The 14,678-nt window shown below is 62.0% G+C and carries 13 protein-coding genes; 10 read left to right on the forward strand and 3 right to left on the reverse strand.

From position 1 onward, the window contains the following. The first annotated feature begins 90 nt into the window (after positions 1-90). Both VSP_RS21300 and VSP_RS21305 read left to right on the forward strand, forming a co-directional pair. Positions 91-1,467 (forward strand): Gfo/Idh/MocA family protein, encoded by a 1,377-nt coding sequence (locus tag VSP_RS21300; protein ID WP_044134703.1) that lies wholly within the window; start codon positions 91-93, stop codon positions 1,465-1,467. Between the two features lie 136 nt (positions 1,468-1,603). Beyond that, the gene (locus tag VSP_RS21305) at positions 1,604-2,146 is read left to right on the forward strand and encodes a hypothetical protein (RefSeq protein WP_009963230.1); all 543 of its coding nucleotides are present in this window, start codon (positions 1,604-1,606) and stop codon (positions 2,144-2,146) included. A gap of 132 nt (positions 2,147-2,278) precedes the next feature. Here the strand turns inward: VSP_RS21305 and VSP_RS21310 are convergent, their stop codons facing one another. The 3 genes from VSP_RS21310 to VSP_RS21320 are packed head-to-tail and all read right to left on the reverse strand — an operon-like array spanning position 2,279 to position 3,936. Next, positions 2,279-2,626, reverse strand: a complete 348-nt coding sequence (locus VSP_RS21310) for a zinc ribbon domain-containing protein YjdM (protein ID WP_044133623.1) — start codon at positions 2,624-2,626, stop codon at positions 2,279-2,281. Positions 2,627-2,683: 57 nt separating this feature from the next. Next, positions 2,684-3,523, reverse strand: a complete 840-nt coding sequence (locus tag VSP_RS21315) for a PP2C family protein-serine/threonine phosphatase (RefSeq protein WP_009963232.1) — start codon at positions 3,521-3,523, stop codon at positions 2,684-2,686. After that, a complete protein-coding gene (locus tag VSP_RS21320; RefSeq protein WP_009963233.1) occupies positions 3,520-3,936 on the reverse strand; it encodes a BUD32 family EKC/KEOPS complex subunit in 417 nt (138 codons plus the stop codon). Before VSP_RS21320 ends, VSP_RS21315 begins: the two co-directional genes overlap by 4 nt. 219 nt (positions 3,937-4,155) lie before the next feature. Between VSP_RS21320 and VSP_RS21325 the strand changes: the two genes are divergently transcribed. The 8 genes from VSP_RS21325 (at position 4,156) to VSP_RS21360 (ending at position 14,527) form a co-directional block, all read left to right on the forward strand. Next, positions 4,156-5,172, forward strand: a complete 1,017-nt coding sequence (locus VSP_RS21325) for a glutamine synthetase beta-grasp domain-containing protein (protein ID WP_009963234.1) — start codon at positions 4,156-4,158, stop codon at positions 5,170-5,172. 154 nt (positions 5,173-5,326) lie between these two features. After that, a complete protein-coding gene (locus tag VSP_RS21330; protein ID WP_009963235.1) occupies positions 5,327-6,007 on the forward strand; it encodes a purine nucleoside phosphorylase YfiH/LACC1 family protein in 681 nt (226 codons plus the stop codon). 38 nt (positions 6,008-6,045) lie between these two features. Next, a complete protein-coding gene (locus VSP_RS21335) occupies positions 6,046-6,939 on the forward strand; it encodes an alpha/beta hydrolase (RefSeq protein WP_009963236.1) in 894 nt (297 codons plus the stop codon). Next, positions 6,936-7,424: a GNAT family N-acetyltransferase gene (locus VSP_RS36580; RefSeq protein WP_009963237.1), complete on the forward strand. Its 489-nt coding sequence runs from the start codon at positions 6,936-6,938 to the stop codon at positions 7,422-7,424. The genes VSP_RS21335 and VSP_RS36580 overlap by 4 nt, the downstream gene beginning before the upstream one ends. A gap of 18 nt (positions 7,425-7,442) precedes the next feature. Beyond that, entirely contained in the window at positions 7,443-8,087 is a 645-nt protein-coding gene (locus VSP_RS21345; protein WP_009963239.1) for a L,D-transpeptidase family protein, read from the forward strand. Positions 8,088-8,791: 704 nt separating this feature from the next. After that, positions 8,792-9,325 (forward strand): sigma-70 family RNA polymerase sigma factor, encoded by a 534-nt coding sequence (locus tag VSP_RS21350; protein ID WP_029190647.1) that lies wholly within the window; start codon positions 8,792-8,794, stop codon positions 9,323-9,325. Then, the gene (locus VSP_RS21355; RefSeq protein WP_009963241.1) at positions 9,322-10,953 is read left to right on the forward strand and encodes a FecR domain-containing protein; all 1,632 of its coding nucleotides are present in this window, start codon (positions 9,322-9,324) and stop codon (positions 10,951-10,953) included. Before VSP_RS21350 ends, VSP_RS21355 begins: the two co-directional genes overlap by 4 nt. Before the next feature lie 49 nt (positions 10,954-11,002). Continuing rightward, a complete protein-coding gene (locus VSP_RS21360) occupies positions 11,003-14,527 on the forward strand; it encodes a beta strand repeat-containing protein (protein WP_009963242.1) in 3,525 nt (1,174 codons plus the stop codon). Positions 14,528-14,678: the final 151 nt, after the last annotated feature.

Here is a 14,678-nt window from a genome sequence, read left to right on the forward strand (position 1 = left end):
GTCAGCCGTCCTCACACGCAAGACAAATGTTTCAGCATGAGCCGGCTTTGTCGCTGCAAGAACTCGTCGGGGCCTCGCGTGATGGCCTTCATGACCACACCGCACACCGCCACCTCACGTCGCCGGTTCCTCCAGTCTGGCGCAGCCGCAGCCGCCACCTTTGGCTTCCCCACGATCGTCCCTTCCAGCGTCTTTGGGCAGAATGCTCCGTCCAACCGCATCACCATGGCGGTCATCGGCTGGGGCATGATGGGGCCGAGCAACGCCAAGAGCTTCCTCAACGAGACCGACTGCCAGATCGTGGCCGCGTGCGACCTTGACAAAGGACGCCTGGATGCAGCGCTGAAGACCATCAACGAAACCTACAAAAATCAGGATTGCAGAGCCTATCATGACTATCGGGAAGTGATGGCCCGCAAGGACATCGACACCGTCATGCTGGCCGTACCCGACCACTGGCATGCCCTCACCGCCATCGAGGCCGCCAAAAACGGCAAAGACATCTACGGTGAAAAGCCCCTGGCCCGAACCATTCACGAGCAACAGGCCATCGTGAAAGCCGTACAGGCCAACAACCGCATCTGGCAGACTGGCTCCTGGCAGCGCTCACGCGACGACTTCCGCATCGCGGCCGAGGTCGTCCGCAACGGTCTCATCGGCAGGATCACCAGTGTAGAGGTGGGACTGCCCTCCGGACACAACGACTTCGCCAAGACTGGGGACAAAACCCAGATCACCCCACCCCCCGCTGACCTGGACTATGAAATGTGGATCGGCCCCGCCCAGATGGAGCCCTACATCGAGGCCCGGGTGCACAAGAACTGGCGCTGGAACTACAACATCGGCGGCGGCCAGCTTCTAGACTGGATCGGCCACCACTGCGACATCGCCCACTGGGGCATGGATTGCGACAACACCGGCCCAAACGAGGTGATCCCGATCGGTGCTGATTTCCCGCCCAAAGATGCCGTGTGGAACACCGCCACCCGGTACCGCGCCGAGGCAAAGTACGCCAACGGCATCACCATGACCATTGCCGGCGGTCATCCAGACATCCGCAGCGGCACCAAATGGATCGGCACCGACGGCTGGGTGTGGGTGGACCGGAGTGGGTACGATGCCTCCAAGGACGAACTGCGGCGGAAAATCCAGAAACGCGACAAGGATGGCAAGGTGGTGGAGGCCTACGCAGCCCCCAAGCTGGGAGAGGACATCATCAAGTCCCCCCTCTACCGCTCCCCCGGCCATCACCGGAATTTCCTGGACTGCGTCAAGTCGCGCCAGCCCACCATCACGCCAGTCACCACCGCCCACCACAGCGCCATCCCAGGGCACCTGGCCCTGATCGCCTTGATGGAGAATCGCCCCCTGAAATGGGATCCCGCCGCTGAGCAGCTCCTAAATGACTCCGCGGCTGCGAAACTTCTTGGCCGTGAGTATCGCACCCCCTGGAAACTTCCCGCTTAAAGTTCCTCATCTGCGGGCACCCGGGGACAGCATCCGCCCGTATAAATCTCGTTGATGATAGAAACCAAACAAATGAGACACGTATAAGAAAAACTTATCTTGCCAGAAGGCAAATAACTCTTTAGCCTACTTCGGCATGACCTCCTCTCCGGTCATCTATCTTTCCGCGCCTACGCGGGACCTGGACAGCGCCCGCCGTCAAGTGGCGGAGTTGCTGGCCAAGCGGGGATGTCGGGTGCTGCTGCCAGTGATCAGCCCCAATGGTGCAGGCGCAGAGGAGGTGCAGCAACAGATCCAGGCGGCAGACATGGTCATACAAATCATCGGCTACCAGACCACCCCTTTTCTGCAGGGCCTCCCCCCTTCACGGGAGCAGATCTACCTCCACGCCCTGGAGGGAAACCTCGCCTCCAGGTTCCACAAGCCCATCCATCCCATCTTCCTTACAGAGGAGTACCCCACCGATGCGACAGAGGACCAGGATGACGCCGAGCTCAGTGAGCGCCATCGATACTGGCGCGAGTTCATGCGATCTGACCATCTCCTCTACATCCCCGCCAACGAATCGGAACTGAAGAGCCACATTCAGAAGCTCCATCTCGGCCCGTTTCACCCCAGCGCCGTGATGTCCGCCCACGGAGCCAAATCAGAGTCTCCGTCTCTGAGCCTTCACCCATGAAGGGACCAAGTCTCATGGGGCACTTGAGCGCACCCCGTGCACCGACCTACAGGCAAGCCCCCCCTCGGCAAAGATCCGAGGGTTAATGCCCCACAATCAGGCAAACCGGGCCCCTCCATTTCCGGGCCAGACTCACGCCATCACCTTCTTCACAAAACAGGCTTTCAAACCGATCGAGATGCCATCCATCTTGCAGGAGATCTCGTGGTCACCGTCCACCAGACGGATGGGCTTTGATTTGGTGCCCACTTTCAGCACCTCTGACGACCCCTTCAGTTTCAGGTCCTTGATCATGGCGACAATATCCCCGTCCGCCAGCACGTTGCCATAGGCATCTTTAACGACCCGTTCTGCATCCGGAACATCTGCCTCAAGATCCGCCTCCCGCGGCCATTCATGACCACAGGTCAGGCACTCCAGATGGTCGGAGTGCTCCAGGACTTCATTCATCTCGCACATGGGACAGACAGTCTTGCTCATTACCGACAACAGATACCATCTGGGGGATGAACACAAGCAGCTCCTGCCGCCCCGAACTTACAGCATCTCCACCATCAGTGCAGTGATGTTGTCCTTCCCAGATTCCGCCAGAGCGTTCTCCACCAGGAGCTGCGCCACGGGCAGCTCCCGCTGGGCGGGCGACGGCGTCATCACGAGGTCTTTGATCGCACGATCCCACAGCCCGTCCATGAGCCCATCTGTGCAAAACAGAAAGCGGTCCCCCGCCTGGCAGCTCACCGCGCCTACTTGAGGATCGAGCAGTTGATGCCCCGCCCCCAGCGCTTGCTGGAGCACATTCCGGCGGGGATGCGTCCTCGCCTCCCGCTCATTGATCTTGCCGGTGCGGCGGAGCCATCCCACGTGGGAGTGGTCATGGCTTACCTGTGTCATCTCCCCGTCCTTGGGGAAGTAGTAGATCCGGCTGTCCCCCAGATGACCAAAGTACATCCACCCTGGAGTGAACCAACCCAGGCTGAGGGTCGCCCCCATGCCGGCACACTCATCGTACACCCTTCCCATCCGGGTGAGTTCCGTGTGAATGTTGTCGAAAAGAAGTGTGAGAATATCGGCAAAGCCCGGCACCAGACGCTGCGCAGAAAACTTGAAGCTCCGGGGGAGCAAACGCGTGATTTTCTCCACCGCAATCCGGCTCGCGAACTCCCCAGACTTGGCCCCGCCCATGCCATCGCTCACCGCAAAGATGAAGTCAGATTCGGCCAGGGTGGATTCTCCAATCTTCCCGAGGTAGCGCACCTCGTGGGCATCGAAGGTGAGAGCCAGAAACGTGTCCTCGTTGTTCACGCGCACCCGGCCGCGGTGCGTCATGCCAGACCAGCGGAGGCGGAGAGGAGTGGATTCAGGAGCAGGTTCTATCATGAAGACTGAGGAAGCGCAGGAGCAGAGGCTGAGGACTCCCCATCTAGCAAGGTGGCGAACTCAAAGTCAATCACACAAAAACGACCATCAGAGGCCCGGTAGGTGATGTTGCGCAGGAAGGCATCTTCGTGACGCACGCCGTACTGCTCCAGTTCCGCAAAGACCTCCTTCATCCGGCCTTCCGACATGCGCTCCACACGCGCCCCGCAGTTGGTGGTGACCAGTCGCAACCCCTCGGGTTCCGCCTCCAGCACGCGGGGCACAAAGTCGCACCCCCGCTCTTCCAGATACCTCAGCACCTTCACCTCATTCTCAAACCTCTCCTTCGCCAGGTGCCCGCGAAATACCTTGTGCACCCGCCCGTCATACCCGATGCGAACGCTAGCCCTGGCGGTGTCTTTGACTTCGTGCATTGGTTCTCACCATTCCACTTTGGCATGGCGGTCGCAAGATGCAGTTGTGAAGATGTCTTCATCGACGACATAAAAGGTGCCTTTTGCATCTATTTTTAATTGCACATGGCACGGGATATGCTTCATCGAAGAGCGATATCCACGGGAGCCGTCATTGGAATTCCTGCGGGAATTTGCCCTCAAGGCACAACCAACCCTAACATCACAAGCATAAAATCCATGGCCAAGTACAAACTGGAATATATCTGGCTCGACGGTTACACGCCCGTGCCGAATCTTCGCGGCAAGACTCAGATCAAAGAATACGCCAGCTTTCCAAAACTTGAAGAGCTCCCAAACTGGGGTTTCGACGGCAGCTCCACCCAGCAGGCAGAAGGCAAGAGCTCTGACTGCGTGCTCAAGCCCGTCGCCGTGTATCCCGACACCACCCGCAAGAACGGTGTGCTCGTGATGTGCGAGGTCATGCTTCCTGATGGCGTCACCCCCCACCCGACCAACCACCGCGCCACCATTCTCGACGACGCTGGCACCTGGTTTGGCTTTGAGCAGGAATATTTCCTCTATCAGGACGGCCGCCCCCTGGGCTTCCCCGAGGACGGTTATCCCGCACCCCAGGGCCCGTACTACACGGGTGTGGGCTACAAGAACGTGGGCGATGTGGCCCGCCAGATCGTGGAAGAACACCTCGACCTCTGCCTCGACGCCGGCATCAACCACGAAGGCATCAACGCCGAAGTGGCCAAGGGCCAGTGGGAGTTCCAGGTGTTCGGCAAGGGCTCCAAGAAAGCCGCTGACGACGTCTGGGTCGCCCGCTACCTCCTGAACCGCCTCTGTGAGAAGTATTGTGTGGACGTTGAGTACCACTGCAAGCCGATCAAGGGCGACTGGAACGGCTCCGGCATGCACTCCAACTTCTCCACCGAGTACATGCGCTCGGTGGGCGGCAAGGATTACTTTGAGGCCCTCATGGCAGCGTTCCAGAAGCACATGGACGAGCATATCGCCGTGTACGGTCCGGACAACCACCTCCGCCTCACCGGCCTGCATGAAACGCAGTCCATCGACAAGTTCACCTACGGTCTGGCTGACCGCGGCGCGTCCATCCGCATCCCGCACAGCTTCATCAACAGCGGCTACAAGGGCTACCTCGAAGACCGCCGTCCGAACTCCCAGGGTGACCCCTACCAGATCGCTTCCCGCATCCTGAAGACGATCGCCAGCGTCCCGACTCCTTAATCGGATCGCGCCCCGGTTCTCCTTCAGCGGCGTCTCCCTTCGCGGGGTGACGCCGCTTTTTTGTGGATACACTGGAGTCACTACAGGCATACTCCAGAGTCTCGAAAATTCATTTGGCGGCACCTCCCCATCCTCGCCACCTTCCCCCATCTGTATGGAATCCCCCTCCTCACTCTCGTCATCCTCTTGGGTCACCTTCCCCGCGCTGAACGCCCTGCCCCGATTCCGGAACGCCTTCACCCTGCGCCATCCCGAGATTGAAGTGACCGTGGACCGCGAGGAGGCGCTCCGCCGCCTGACCAGCTGGCATCACGAAGTGGTCGCAGAACTCGGGTTCCCCGTGGCCAAGTTTGCCACCGCCAACCAAGTGCATGGCAACCAGGTGGCGGTCGTCTCCGCCGCCAGCCCTGAAGCCGTGCCGAATACAGATGGGCTGGTCTGCAACACTCCCGGCATCATTCTGGGCATCTATGTGGCCGACTGCGGGGCCGTGTACTTTGCCGATCCCGTCTCCGGCGCCTTTGGCATCGTCCATTCCGGGCGGAAGGGCACGGAGCTCAACATCACTGGCGAAGCCCTCGCCACCATGCAGCAGGAGTTTGGCACACGGCCGGAGAACGTCATTGTGCAGCTTTCGCCCTGCATCCGGCCACCGGTTTACGAAGTGGACTTTGCCTCCGACATCCGCCAGCAGGCCATCGCCGCCGGCGTCCGTCCGGAGAACGTGCACGATGATGGTGTCTGCACCTCCTCAGCCCCCGCTCTGTATTACAGCTATCGGGTGGAGAAGGGCAAAACGGGACGGATGCTCGCCCTGCTGGGGCGCACCGCATAAGAGCAGATGGGCTCATCAGCTTCTCTTCTCCACACTCTATGCCTCGTCGCTGGCTTCTCCGCATCGTCGCGGCCTTCATCTTTGCCTCGCTCGCAGCAGCAGGATTCCTGCTTTGGATTGGCAGAGACCTGGCTGCACCCGCTCCGGCCAAGATCGGCCCGCCACCTGCCAGCTATCCCGCGCAATCCGTCACCCTCCCCGGCGTAGGAAAGGCCCCCGTGGCTGGCTGGCTGCTACGCGCCCCCGGCACCTCGACGGCACGCGGTTCCGTACTGCTCATGCACGGCATCCGGTCAGACCGGCAGAGCATGGTTGGCCGGGCTCGTTTCCTGTCCATGCTGGGGTACCACACTCTCTGTATTGATCTCCAGGCTCATGGAGAGAGCGCGGGCGAGCACATCACCATGGGGCACTTGGAATCTCAAAACGCCGCCGCCGCCGTCGCCTGGCTGCAGCGGGAGTTCCCCGGCACCCCCGTCGCAGTCATCGGCAGTTCCCTCGGCGGAGTCGCCGCACTGCTGGCCCGCTATGAACATCCTCCCCAGGCCATCGTGGTGGAGGCGGTCTTTGCTGATGTCCCCACTGCCGTGGCCAATCGGCTGGAAATGCGCTTCGGCACCTGGGCCCGTCCCTTGCATCCGTTGCTCACCCTCCAGGCAGAGTGGCTGCAGGGCCTGAACTTGGCAGAACTGAGCCCGGTGGCCGCCGCCCACCGCGTGCCCTGCCCGCTGCTGGTCATCCACGGAGCCAAGGACCTGCATGCCCAGATCGGGGAAGGCCGCGCCATCTATGACCATGCCCCCGGTCCCAAGGAGTTCTGGGAAATTCCCGGAGCTGCGCATGTGAACTTGCACCGCTTTGCCACTTCCGAGTATGAATCGCGGGTGGCAAGTTTCTTATCCGCCAGCCTGCCGCAGTCCACTGCTCCATGAATCCTGCCTCCCCGTCCGCCGCCGCACCGTCTGCATTGATCAGCATTGAGCCCGAACTGGGCTCAGACGAGGTTCAGGAACTCTTCAACCAACTGGCGCTTTCAGGCGAACGGCACTCCCCGCCGCGGAACTACCGCCCCCTCAATCTGGTGATGCGTGACGGAGATGGCATCATCCGGGGCGGGCTCCTGGGCTCCATTGCCTGGGACTGGCTGCAGATAGACCTCTTGTGGGTCGAGGAAACCTTTCGCGGACACGGTTTCGGCCGCGAGCTGCTGGAGCTGGCCGAAGCCTGTGCCATCAATGAACGCTGCCGTCATGCCCGGCTCGATTCCTTCGACTTTGGTGCCATCCCTCTCTACGAGAAACTTGGTTATGTCATCTACGGCTCCTTGGAAGGATTCCCAGCCGGGCACACGCAGTACTTTTTGCGCAAGACCCTCGGCCCACCGGTATCCCCGTCCGATGTGACCAAGGTCGTCTGAGCTGCCCACTTTCTTGACATGAACCCCCCCGCCCTCCGCATCTTCATTCTCTGTGGCACCGCAGCCCTGCTGCTGACCGGCACCGGCTGCAGCACCTACACCAGCACGTCCCCCACCCCCCCGGCCCAGTCGGCATTCTTGTACGGGAAGAAGAAGCTCCAGGACGTTCGCAAGCTGCCTGCCAAACTGATGGCCCTGATGCGTCGCGACGGCTCGTTCTGGGACGCCGATGACATGACCGGCGCACCCTCCATCCGCATCGATCTTGGCGAGCAGATGGTCTATTTCTACAAAGGTGGCGAACTCGCCGGCGGCTCTCCCATTTCATCCGGGAGAGAAGGCTACTCCACCCGCCCAGGGCGCTATCGCATCATTGAAAAGGACATTGATCACAAGTCCTCCATCTACGGCGACTACGAGGACTACGACGGCAACGTCATCGTGCAGAACGTGGACAACCGCAAACATCCCCGTCCAGCTGGAACCCGGTTCGAAGGGGCCAAGATGAACTACTTCATGCGCATCTACGGCGGTGTCGGCATGCACCAGGGCTATCTCCCAGGCTACGCTGCCTCCCATGGCTGCATCCGCCTGCCAGGCAGAATGGCGGAGAAGTTCTATGAAGCTACACCCATGGGCACACCGGTGACGATCGTGCCGTAGCCCGGCGGACGGAAGCAGGTTCGATCCCCCAACAACAGATCCTCCAAGGCCATGCAGACATGCGTCCGGATCGTTGACAACCAGACCTTTCTTCTGGCCGCTCACGCCCCAAGCGTCCCTTGAGCCCCTTCCCGCTCCGATCACCCGCAATACCGCGGGGCCGGAGACCCCGCCTCCTTTACTCCGCGGCCAAGTCTCCTCGACACTTGTTTCTTGGTACAGGAGGCGGGGGTTCCCAGCCCCGCCCACGCCCCAAACGTCCCTCGATTCCCTCCCCGCTCCGCCCACGCCACACACTGCGGGGCCGGAGACCCGCATCCTCGACTCTGCGGCCAAGCCACCTCACCACTTGTCTCCAGGCACAGGAGGCGGGGGTTCCCAGCCCCGCTCACGCATCAAACGTCCCACGATCCCTTCCCGCTCCGCCCATCCAACAAACCGCGGGGCCGGAGACCCCGCCTCCTGTACTCCGCGGCCAAGTCACCTCACCACTTGTCTCCAGGCACAGGAGGCGGGGGTTCCCAGCCCCGCTCACGCATCAAACGTCCCACGATCCTTGACCACAGTGGGCACGGACAAGCCTGCGCCGGCATTCATGTCTGGCGTCTCCAGCGCAGTGGGTCGCACCCTCTCACTCAAAACTATTTTGCTTTTTACCGTTAAATGCGGGCCGCAAGTGGAGATCACTCCATATCCACTTTCTCATGTTACCTGGTGAAACAGAGCGGCATACCCGATTCCTGCGGGTCTTTACCGCGCACGAGATGGCCATCCGGGCCTACGTCCGGCGGCTGGTGCCCTCCCGTGCCGATGCGGATGACGTGATGCAGGAAGTCGCGGTGGTCCTCTGGGAGAAATTTGCCACTTTCCGCGAGAACGGTGACTTCCGCGCGTGGGCCTTTGGAATCGCCCGCTACGAGGTGCTCTCCTGGCGCAGGGACAAAGGGCGGGACCGCCTCGTGCTGGACGACGATGTCCTGGAGCGGCTGGCGGAAGAAACCGTGCAGGAAGAGCCCCGCCTGCACCTGCAGCGCCAGGCCCTGGAAGGTTGCCTGGCGAAGATGAACGCCGGCCAGCGGGACCTTCTCATGCTCGCCTACGAAGAGGGCGTCTCCATCCAGACCGTGGCCCAGCAGAGTGGACGGACGGTGGCGGGCTTCTATCAATGGCTCCACCGGGTGCGACGCCTGCTGCTGGAGTGCATTCAACGTGGTCCCATGGGGAGGGTCTGGTCATGAACCGGCCCAATGACCCCTGGGATGCCCTGCTGGGCCGCTACCTGGCGGGCCAGATGAACGCGGATGACCGCCGGATGCTGAATGAGCGCCTGCGCCACGATCCGGCGGCACGACGGGATTTTGCCGAGATGCTCAACGTGGACTCCGCGCTGGCCGTGGCAGCTGCGGGCACCCGGGAGGAAAGACTGGCCAGGGCAATCAGGAACAAACGCCTGACCTGGATTGGCGCCACCATCGCCACCGCCCTGATCCTGATCTTCACCTTGGGTTGGTGGGTGATGCAGGAGGATCGTGCGCCCTTTGCCACAGTGATCACTTCCCAGGGAACGGAATGGAGCGGCCCCACCGCGGTACGAGGAAAGATGCAACACATCCAGACTGGGGCCGTAGGCTTCCAGACGGCCACAGGCAACCGCGTCATCGTGGAAGGTCCGGCCACGTTCCGGTTCACTTCAGCGCAGGAACTGCGGCTCGATCACGGCAGGGTCCTGGCCATGGTCTCCCCGGAGGGCAAGGGCTTCACCGTGGTGACACCTGCGGGCAAGATTGTTGACCATGGCACCGAGTTCGGTGTGGACGTGGATGCCGACGGCTCCGCAGAGGTGCAGGTGTACCTGGGGGCGGTGGTGATCACCCCCAAGCGTCAGGGCAGTCATCGCAGCCTCACCAAGGGCGAGGCCCTGACCATGCCCGGCGATGGCTCGCCCCCCGGTGCCGTGACCAGCGGCCGCCGCCAGTTCTTCACCCAGCCGCAGACAGTGCAGCAACTGCGCAATACCATGGACCAGCAGGCACCCGTCTCAGCCGCTCCTGACACTCCCAGCCCGCGCACTGCTCATGGCGACTTCTGCAATCTGGGCAACGGAGCCGGCCTGCCCGGGATCGTCTATGACTTCAAGCAGGATCCTCAGAAGCGGGACATCCCGTTTGACGCCGAAAGTTATTTCCAAAAGGTGAAGGCGCTGGGCGCGGCGGGCTTCCCCACCGGGGAGGTGCAGGGTTATTTCCAAGTGCCCCCGCTCCAGCGGCGCTTCGCCTACCTCGCCATGCCCGTGGAGGAGGCGGACCTCGCCCCCTGGACCCTGGGGGCGGAGCAATCCATGCAACCCACGGGCTGGGTCGCCCACTACAGCGGCGTGGTCACGCCCCCCACCAGCGGGGAATGGCGCTTTGTCGGCTACTTTGACGATGCCCTGGCGGTGTACATCAACGGACACCCTGTGTTGGACGGCTCTCGTGATGAGATGATCAATGCTGGCGAGCCCCGCCCGGATCCCACGCTCCGCCAGCCCTTTGGCACTCAGACCGTGCTCAACGGCAAGGCTTACGCAGGCAAGTGGGTGGCGTTGAACGGTCCCACCAGGATTGACATCGTTGTGGGTGAACGAGTCGGCAGCCAGATGGGGGGCCTCCTTATGGTGGAGAATCGCCGCACAGCGTACAACGTCCGCAGCGACGGCTCTCCCATCCTGCCCCCCTTCGTGACCCGCCGTCTGAGCACGGAAGACCGGGCTCACATCAAGGCCTTCTCCGAGTCTCGCGACGGCTTCCAGCTCGAGTGGCAGAACCTTCCCGTTTTCAGACTGGACGACAGCACCCCCGCCCCTGCCGCAACGTCGTCCAAATAACCGCCGCGCCCGCTCCACGGCTCCCGCTTCCCTCTGCTTCTTCACCTCCATGGCTCCCTCCCCTCTCGCAGCCAGCCCCCCACCCTCCACAGCCCGGTTCCGCATGCGTGCCCTGTCCCTGGCCGCAGGTCTGGGGACCCTGCTGGCCTCTGGAATGGCGCTGCCGGCCGCCACCGTCTTGAAGAACGGCACCGCCAACATCACCCAGACCGCAGCCGACTGGGTGGATGACGGCAGCGCGCCCATCGCTCCCACGTCAGCGGATGTCGGGCAGTTTGGCAACGGTGTCCTCACCACCCTGACGTTGGCAGACAATGTCTCACTCCTGGGGCTGAATTTCGCCGCGGTCACCACCCCCTCCTCCCTGGTCATCAATGACGGTGGGAGCAAGGTCCTCACTGTGGGGGCCAGTGGCATCGTGGTGGAGGCCGGTTCCCATAGCGTCACCCTGAACCATGCGCTCGCCTTGGATGCGAACCAGAGCTGGACGGTGGGTGCCGGACGGGCGCTGGTAGTCAACGGCGTCATCAGCGGGAACTTCAACCTGGCGCTCGCCAGCGCCGCGGGTGACTACTCCGCCGGATTCCGGTTCACGGGTACAACTGCCAATACCTACACCGGCACCACCACCCTGTCCTCAGGTGCCCTCTTCCTTGCCAAATCGGCCGGGGTCAACGCCATCGCAAGCAACATCGCTGCCACCGCCCACGGCGCGAACATCATCCTGGCCAATGATGAGCAGATCGCCAATACGGCCATCGTCACCCTCTCCAACGGGGCCAAACTCATTCTTGAAGGTCGCACCGAGACCATTGGCGGACTCCAGGCCACCGGCACCACCACGCTCGTGCAGGCCACGGAATCCGGAACCAACCGGCTCTCCACGCTCATCCTTGATGTAGCGGGATCGGATTCCTACCACTTCAATGGCGGAATCTTGCGCAATGGCGGGACCACCAGTGCCCTTTCACTCGAAAAGAAAGGCACGGGCACCCAGATCCTGGAAGGCGCTCTCATTCACACCGGCACCACCACCATCAGCGGCGGCACGCTTCTCATCCGCACGAGCGGGGCAGTGTACTACAACAACACACGGGCCATCACCCACTGGGCCAGCGCCATCGTCAACAACGCCACGCTGAATCTCCAACACACGAACACCACCGTAGTGGCAGAGACCCTCAGCGTCGCCATCAGCGGCAGCGGCAACGTGGTCAAATCCGGCGCTGGCACCATCCATCTCAGCAACACCGGCTCCAGCTACGCTGGCATCACCTATCTTGAAGCGGGCATCCTGGGGGTGTCGAAGTTCGCGGACTACGGCACCACCAGCAGCCTGGGCAATCGCGCTGCAGATGCCGCAGGCGATGTGGGCCTGGTCTTCCGCGGCGGCACACTGCAGTACGTCGGGGCCACGGCCCAGACCACCAACCGCGCCATTCGTATCGGCACCGCAGGCGGCACCATTGATGCCTCCGGTTCCACCGTGGATGCCACCCTCAAATTCACCGCCACCAGTTCGCCGGACCTGTTCGAAGGGGTCGGTGCCCGCACCCTCACGCTGACGGGCAGCAACACAGGGCGCAATGAATTCCACCTCCAGCTCACCGATCAGGACGTCAACAAGACCACTCTCACCAAGGCAGGGTCTGGCACCTGGTACATCGCCAACACCAACAACACCTACACCGGCACCACCATTCTCCAGAGCGGCATTCTGAATGTCGCAGCCCTCGCCGACTACGGTGTGGCCAGCAGCCTGGGCATCAGGCAGTCCGCTGAAGGCCCCACTGGCACAGACCGGATCGGCCTCTTGTTCAGAGGGGGGACACTCCAGTACACCGGCAGCACAGCTCAAAGCACCAATCGGGCCATCCGCATCAGCACCACGGGCGGAGCTTTCATCGATGCCTCCGGCTCCAACATCGACGCCACCCTCAGCTTCACTGCCGCCAACTCGCCAGACCTCTATGAGAACCCTGGAGCCCGCCAGCTCACGCTGACCGGCAGCAATCAAGGAAACAACACCTTCAGCCTCCAGCTCACCGACCAGAACGCCTCCACCGGGAAGACCACGCTCAACAAGACCGGCATCGGCACATGGATCCTGGCCAACCTCACTGGCACCTCCTCGGAGAGCACTTACACGGGCGACACCAACATCCTCCAGGGCATCCTGGCCACACGCGGCTTGGGCATAGGCAACAGCAGCCTCGTCAATCTGGCGGATGAAGCCACGGCCACCCTCCGCCTGGATGCCAGTGAAACCATCGGCGCACTCGGCGGTGGCGGCACCACCGGGGGCAAGGTGGACCTGCAAACCTTCACCCTCACCCTGGGCAGCGGCAATCGCGACGGCACCTTCGCAGGGCTGATTGTTGGCACAGGTGCCACCAAGGCGGATGACCTCATCAAGACGGGGACCGGCATTCAATATCTCACCAGCACGAACAGCACCTACGGCGGCTTTACCGTCCTCGCTCAGGGCGTCCTGAACGTCGCCAAGATCGGCAACCTCGGTGAGAACAGCAGCATCGGCAATCGAGCTGCGGACAACGCCGCCAGCGACGTGGGACTCATCTTCCGGGGCGGCACCTTGCAGTACACGGGCAGCACCGCCCAGACCACCGATCGCGCCATCCGCGTAAGCACCACTGGCGGCGCGTTCATCGATGCCTCCGGCTCCACCATCGACGCCACCCTCTCCTTCACCCGTTCCAGCTCCCCTGACTTCTTTGAAGCAAGCGGCAATCGCCAGGTCACCTTCACCGGCACAAACCAAGGAAACAACACCTTCAACATGGCCATCACCCAGACAGGTGGCAACACGACAGTGAACAAGACCGGCACCGGCACCTGGAGGTTGGGCGGAGCCAGCACTTACACAGGTGACACCAACATCAACGCCGGAATGCTGCTGCTCACCGGATCGCTGGCCAACTCCAAAGTCACCGTGGCCAGCGGAGCCACCTTCGGCGGTACCGGCACTGCCGCTGGCGAGATCATCATCAACGGCACGCTGTCCCCTGGGGCAGATGCCAAGCTCACCGGAAACGGATTGGGCACCATCACCTTCACCAACACGGTCAACTTTGCCCAGGGCAGCAGCTACTTCGTCCAGCTCGGTGCCCAGGTTGGCGGCGGCATAGGAGCGTCTGACCGCATGGTCGTTGCCAACGGTCTGACCCTGGATGCAGAGGTCAATCTTGGCGGTGTGTTTCAAGGCACCCTCGAGGATCGGGAAGACAACACCCGCTACTGGATCAGCACCAACGGCGGCTCCTGGGCGGTCAACGGGAGCTTCGCCAACAGCGAGGTCTGGGACTGGACCGGCCTTCTTTACACCACAGAGGAAGCCCCCTTCCATCAGGGTTACAAGGTGACCGTTGACGGCGTGGACTTCGCCCTCTTCTATGACGCGAACTTCGGCAGTGACTCCCTGTATGGTGGTAATGACATCGTACTTATTGCCACCGTGCCAGAGCCGCTTGCCGGCACTCTTTTGCTCGCTGCACTTGGCAGCATCGCTTTGCAACGACGGCGCCGCGTTCCGCGCCACCGCCTGATCGGATAGATTATTTCATCACACCCACATCATTCATCCCCCGGGACATCGGGCGGGTGGAGACCGGCACGCCCGGCCCGCCCCCTCATGCTCTGATGGTTGAATCACAAGCGGCACTCTTTTGAGATTTAAGTCTTGAATCGAGTCCCAATTCGTCATT

The sequence above is a fragment of the Verrucomicrobium spinosum DSM 4136 = JCM 18804 genome (genome assembly GCF_000172155.1).
GTDB classification, from domain to species: domain Bacteria; phylum Verrucomicrobiota; class Verrucomicrobiia; order Verrucomicrobiales; family Verrucomicrobiaceae; genus Verrucomicrobium; species Verrucomicrobium spinosum.

Bases quoted from the DNA above. Each gene is read 5' to 3' on its own strand.
- VSP_RS21300 (WP_044134703.1), top strand. From the start codon at position 91: ATGACCACACCGCACACCGCCACCTCACGTCGCCGGTTCCTCCAGTCT.
- VSP_RS21305 (WP_009963230.1), top strand. From the start codon at position 1,604: ATGACCTCCTCTCCGGTCATCTATCTTTCCGCGCCTACGCGGGACCTG.
- VSP_RS21310 (WP_044133623.1), bottom strand. From the start codon at position 2,626: ATGAGCAAGACTGTCTGTCCCATGTGCGAGATGAATGAAGTCCTGGAG.
- VSP_RS21315 (WP_009963232.1), bottom strand. From the start codon at position 3,523: ATGATAGAACCTGCTCCTGAATCCACTCCTCTCCGCCTCCGCTGGTCT.
- VSP_RS21320 (WP_009963233.1), bottom strand. From the start codon at position 3,936: ATGCACGAAGTCAAAGACACCGCCAGGGCTAGCGTTCGCATCGGGTAT.
- VSP_RS21325 (WP_009963234.1), top strand. From the start codon at position 4,156: ATGGCCAAGTACAAACTGGAATATATCTGGCTCGACGGTTACACGCCC.
- VSP_RS21330 (WP_009963235.1), top strand. From the start codon at position 5,327: ATGGAATCCCCCTCCTCACTCTCGTCATCCTCTTGGGTCACCTTCCCC.
- VSP_RS21335 (WP_009963236.1), top strand. From the start codon at position 6,046: ATGCCTCGTCGCTGGCTTCTCCGCATCGTCGCGGCCTTCATCTTTGCC.
- VSP_RS36580 (WP_009963237.1), top strand. From the start codon at position 6,936: ATGAATCCTGCCTCCCCGTCCGCCGCCGCACCGTCTGCATTGATCAGC.
- VSP_RS21345 (WP_009963239.1), top strand. From the start codon at position 7,443: ATGAACCCCCCCGCCCTCCGCATCTTCATTCTCTGTGGCACCGCAGCC.
- VSP_RS21350 (WP_029190647.1), top strand. From the start codon at position 8,792: ATGTTACCTGGTGAAACAGAGCGGCATACCCGATTCCTGCGGGTCTTT.
- VSP_RS21355 (WP_009963241.1), top strand. From the start codon at position 9,322: ATGAACCGGCCCAATGACCCCTGGGATGCCCTGCTGGGCCGCTACCTG.
- VSP_RS21360 (WP_009963242.1), top strand. From the start codon at position 11,003: ATGGCTCCCTCCCCTCTCGCAGCCAGCCCCCCACCCTCCACAGCCCGG.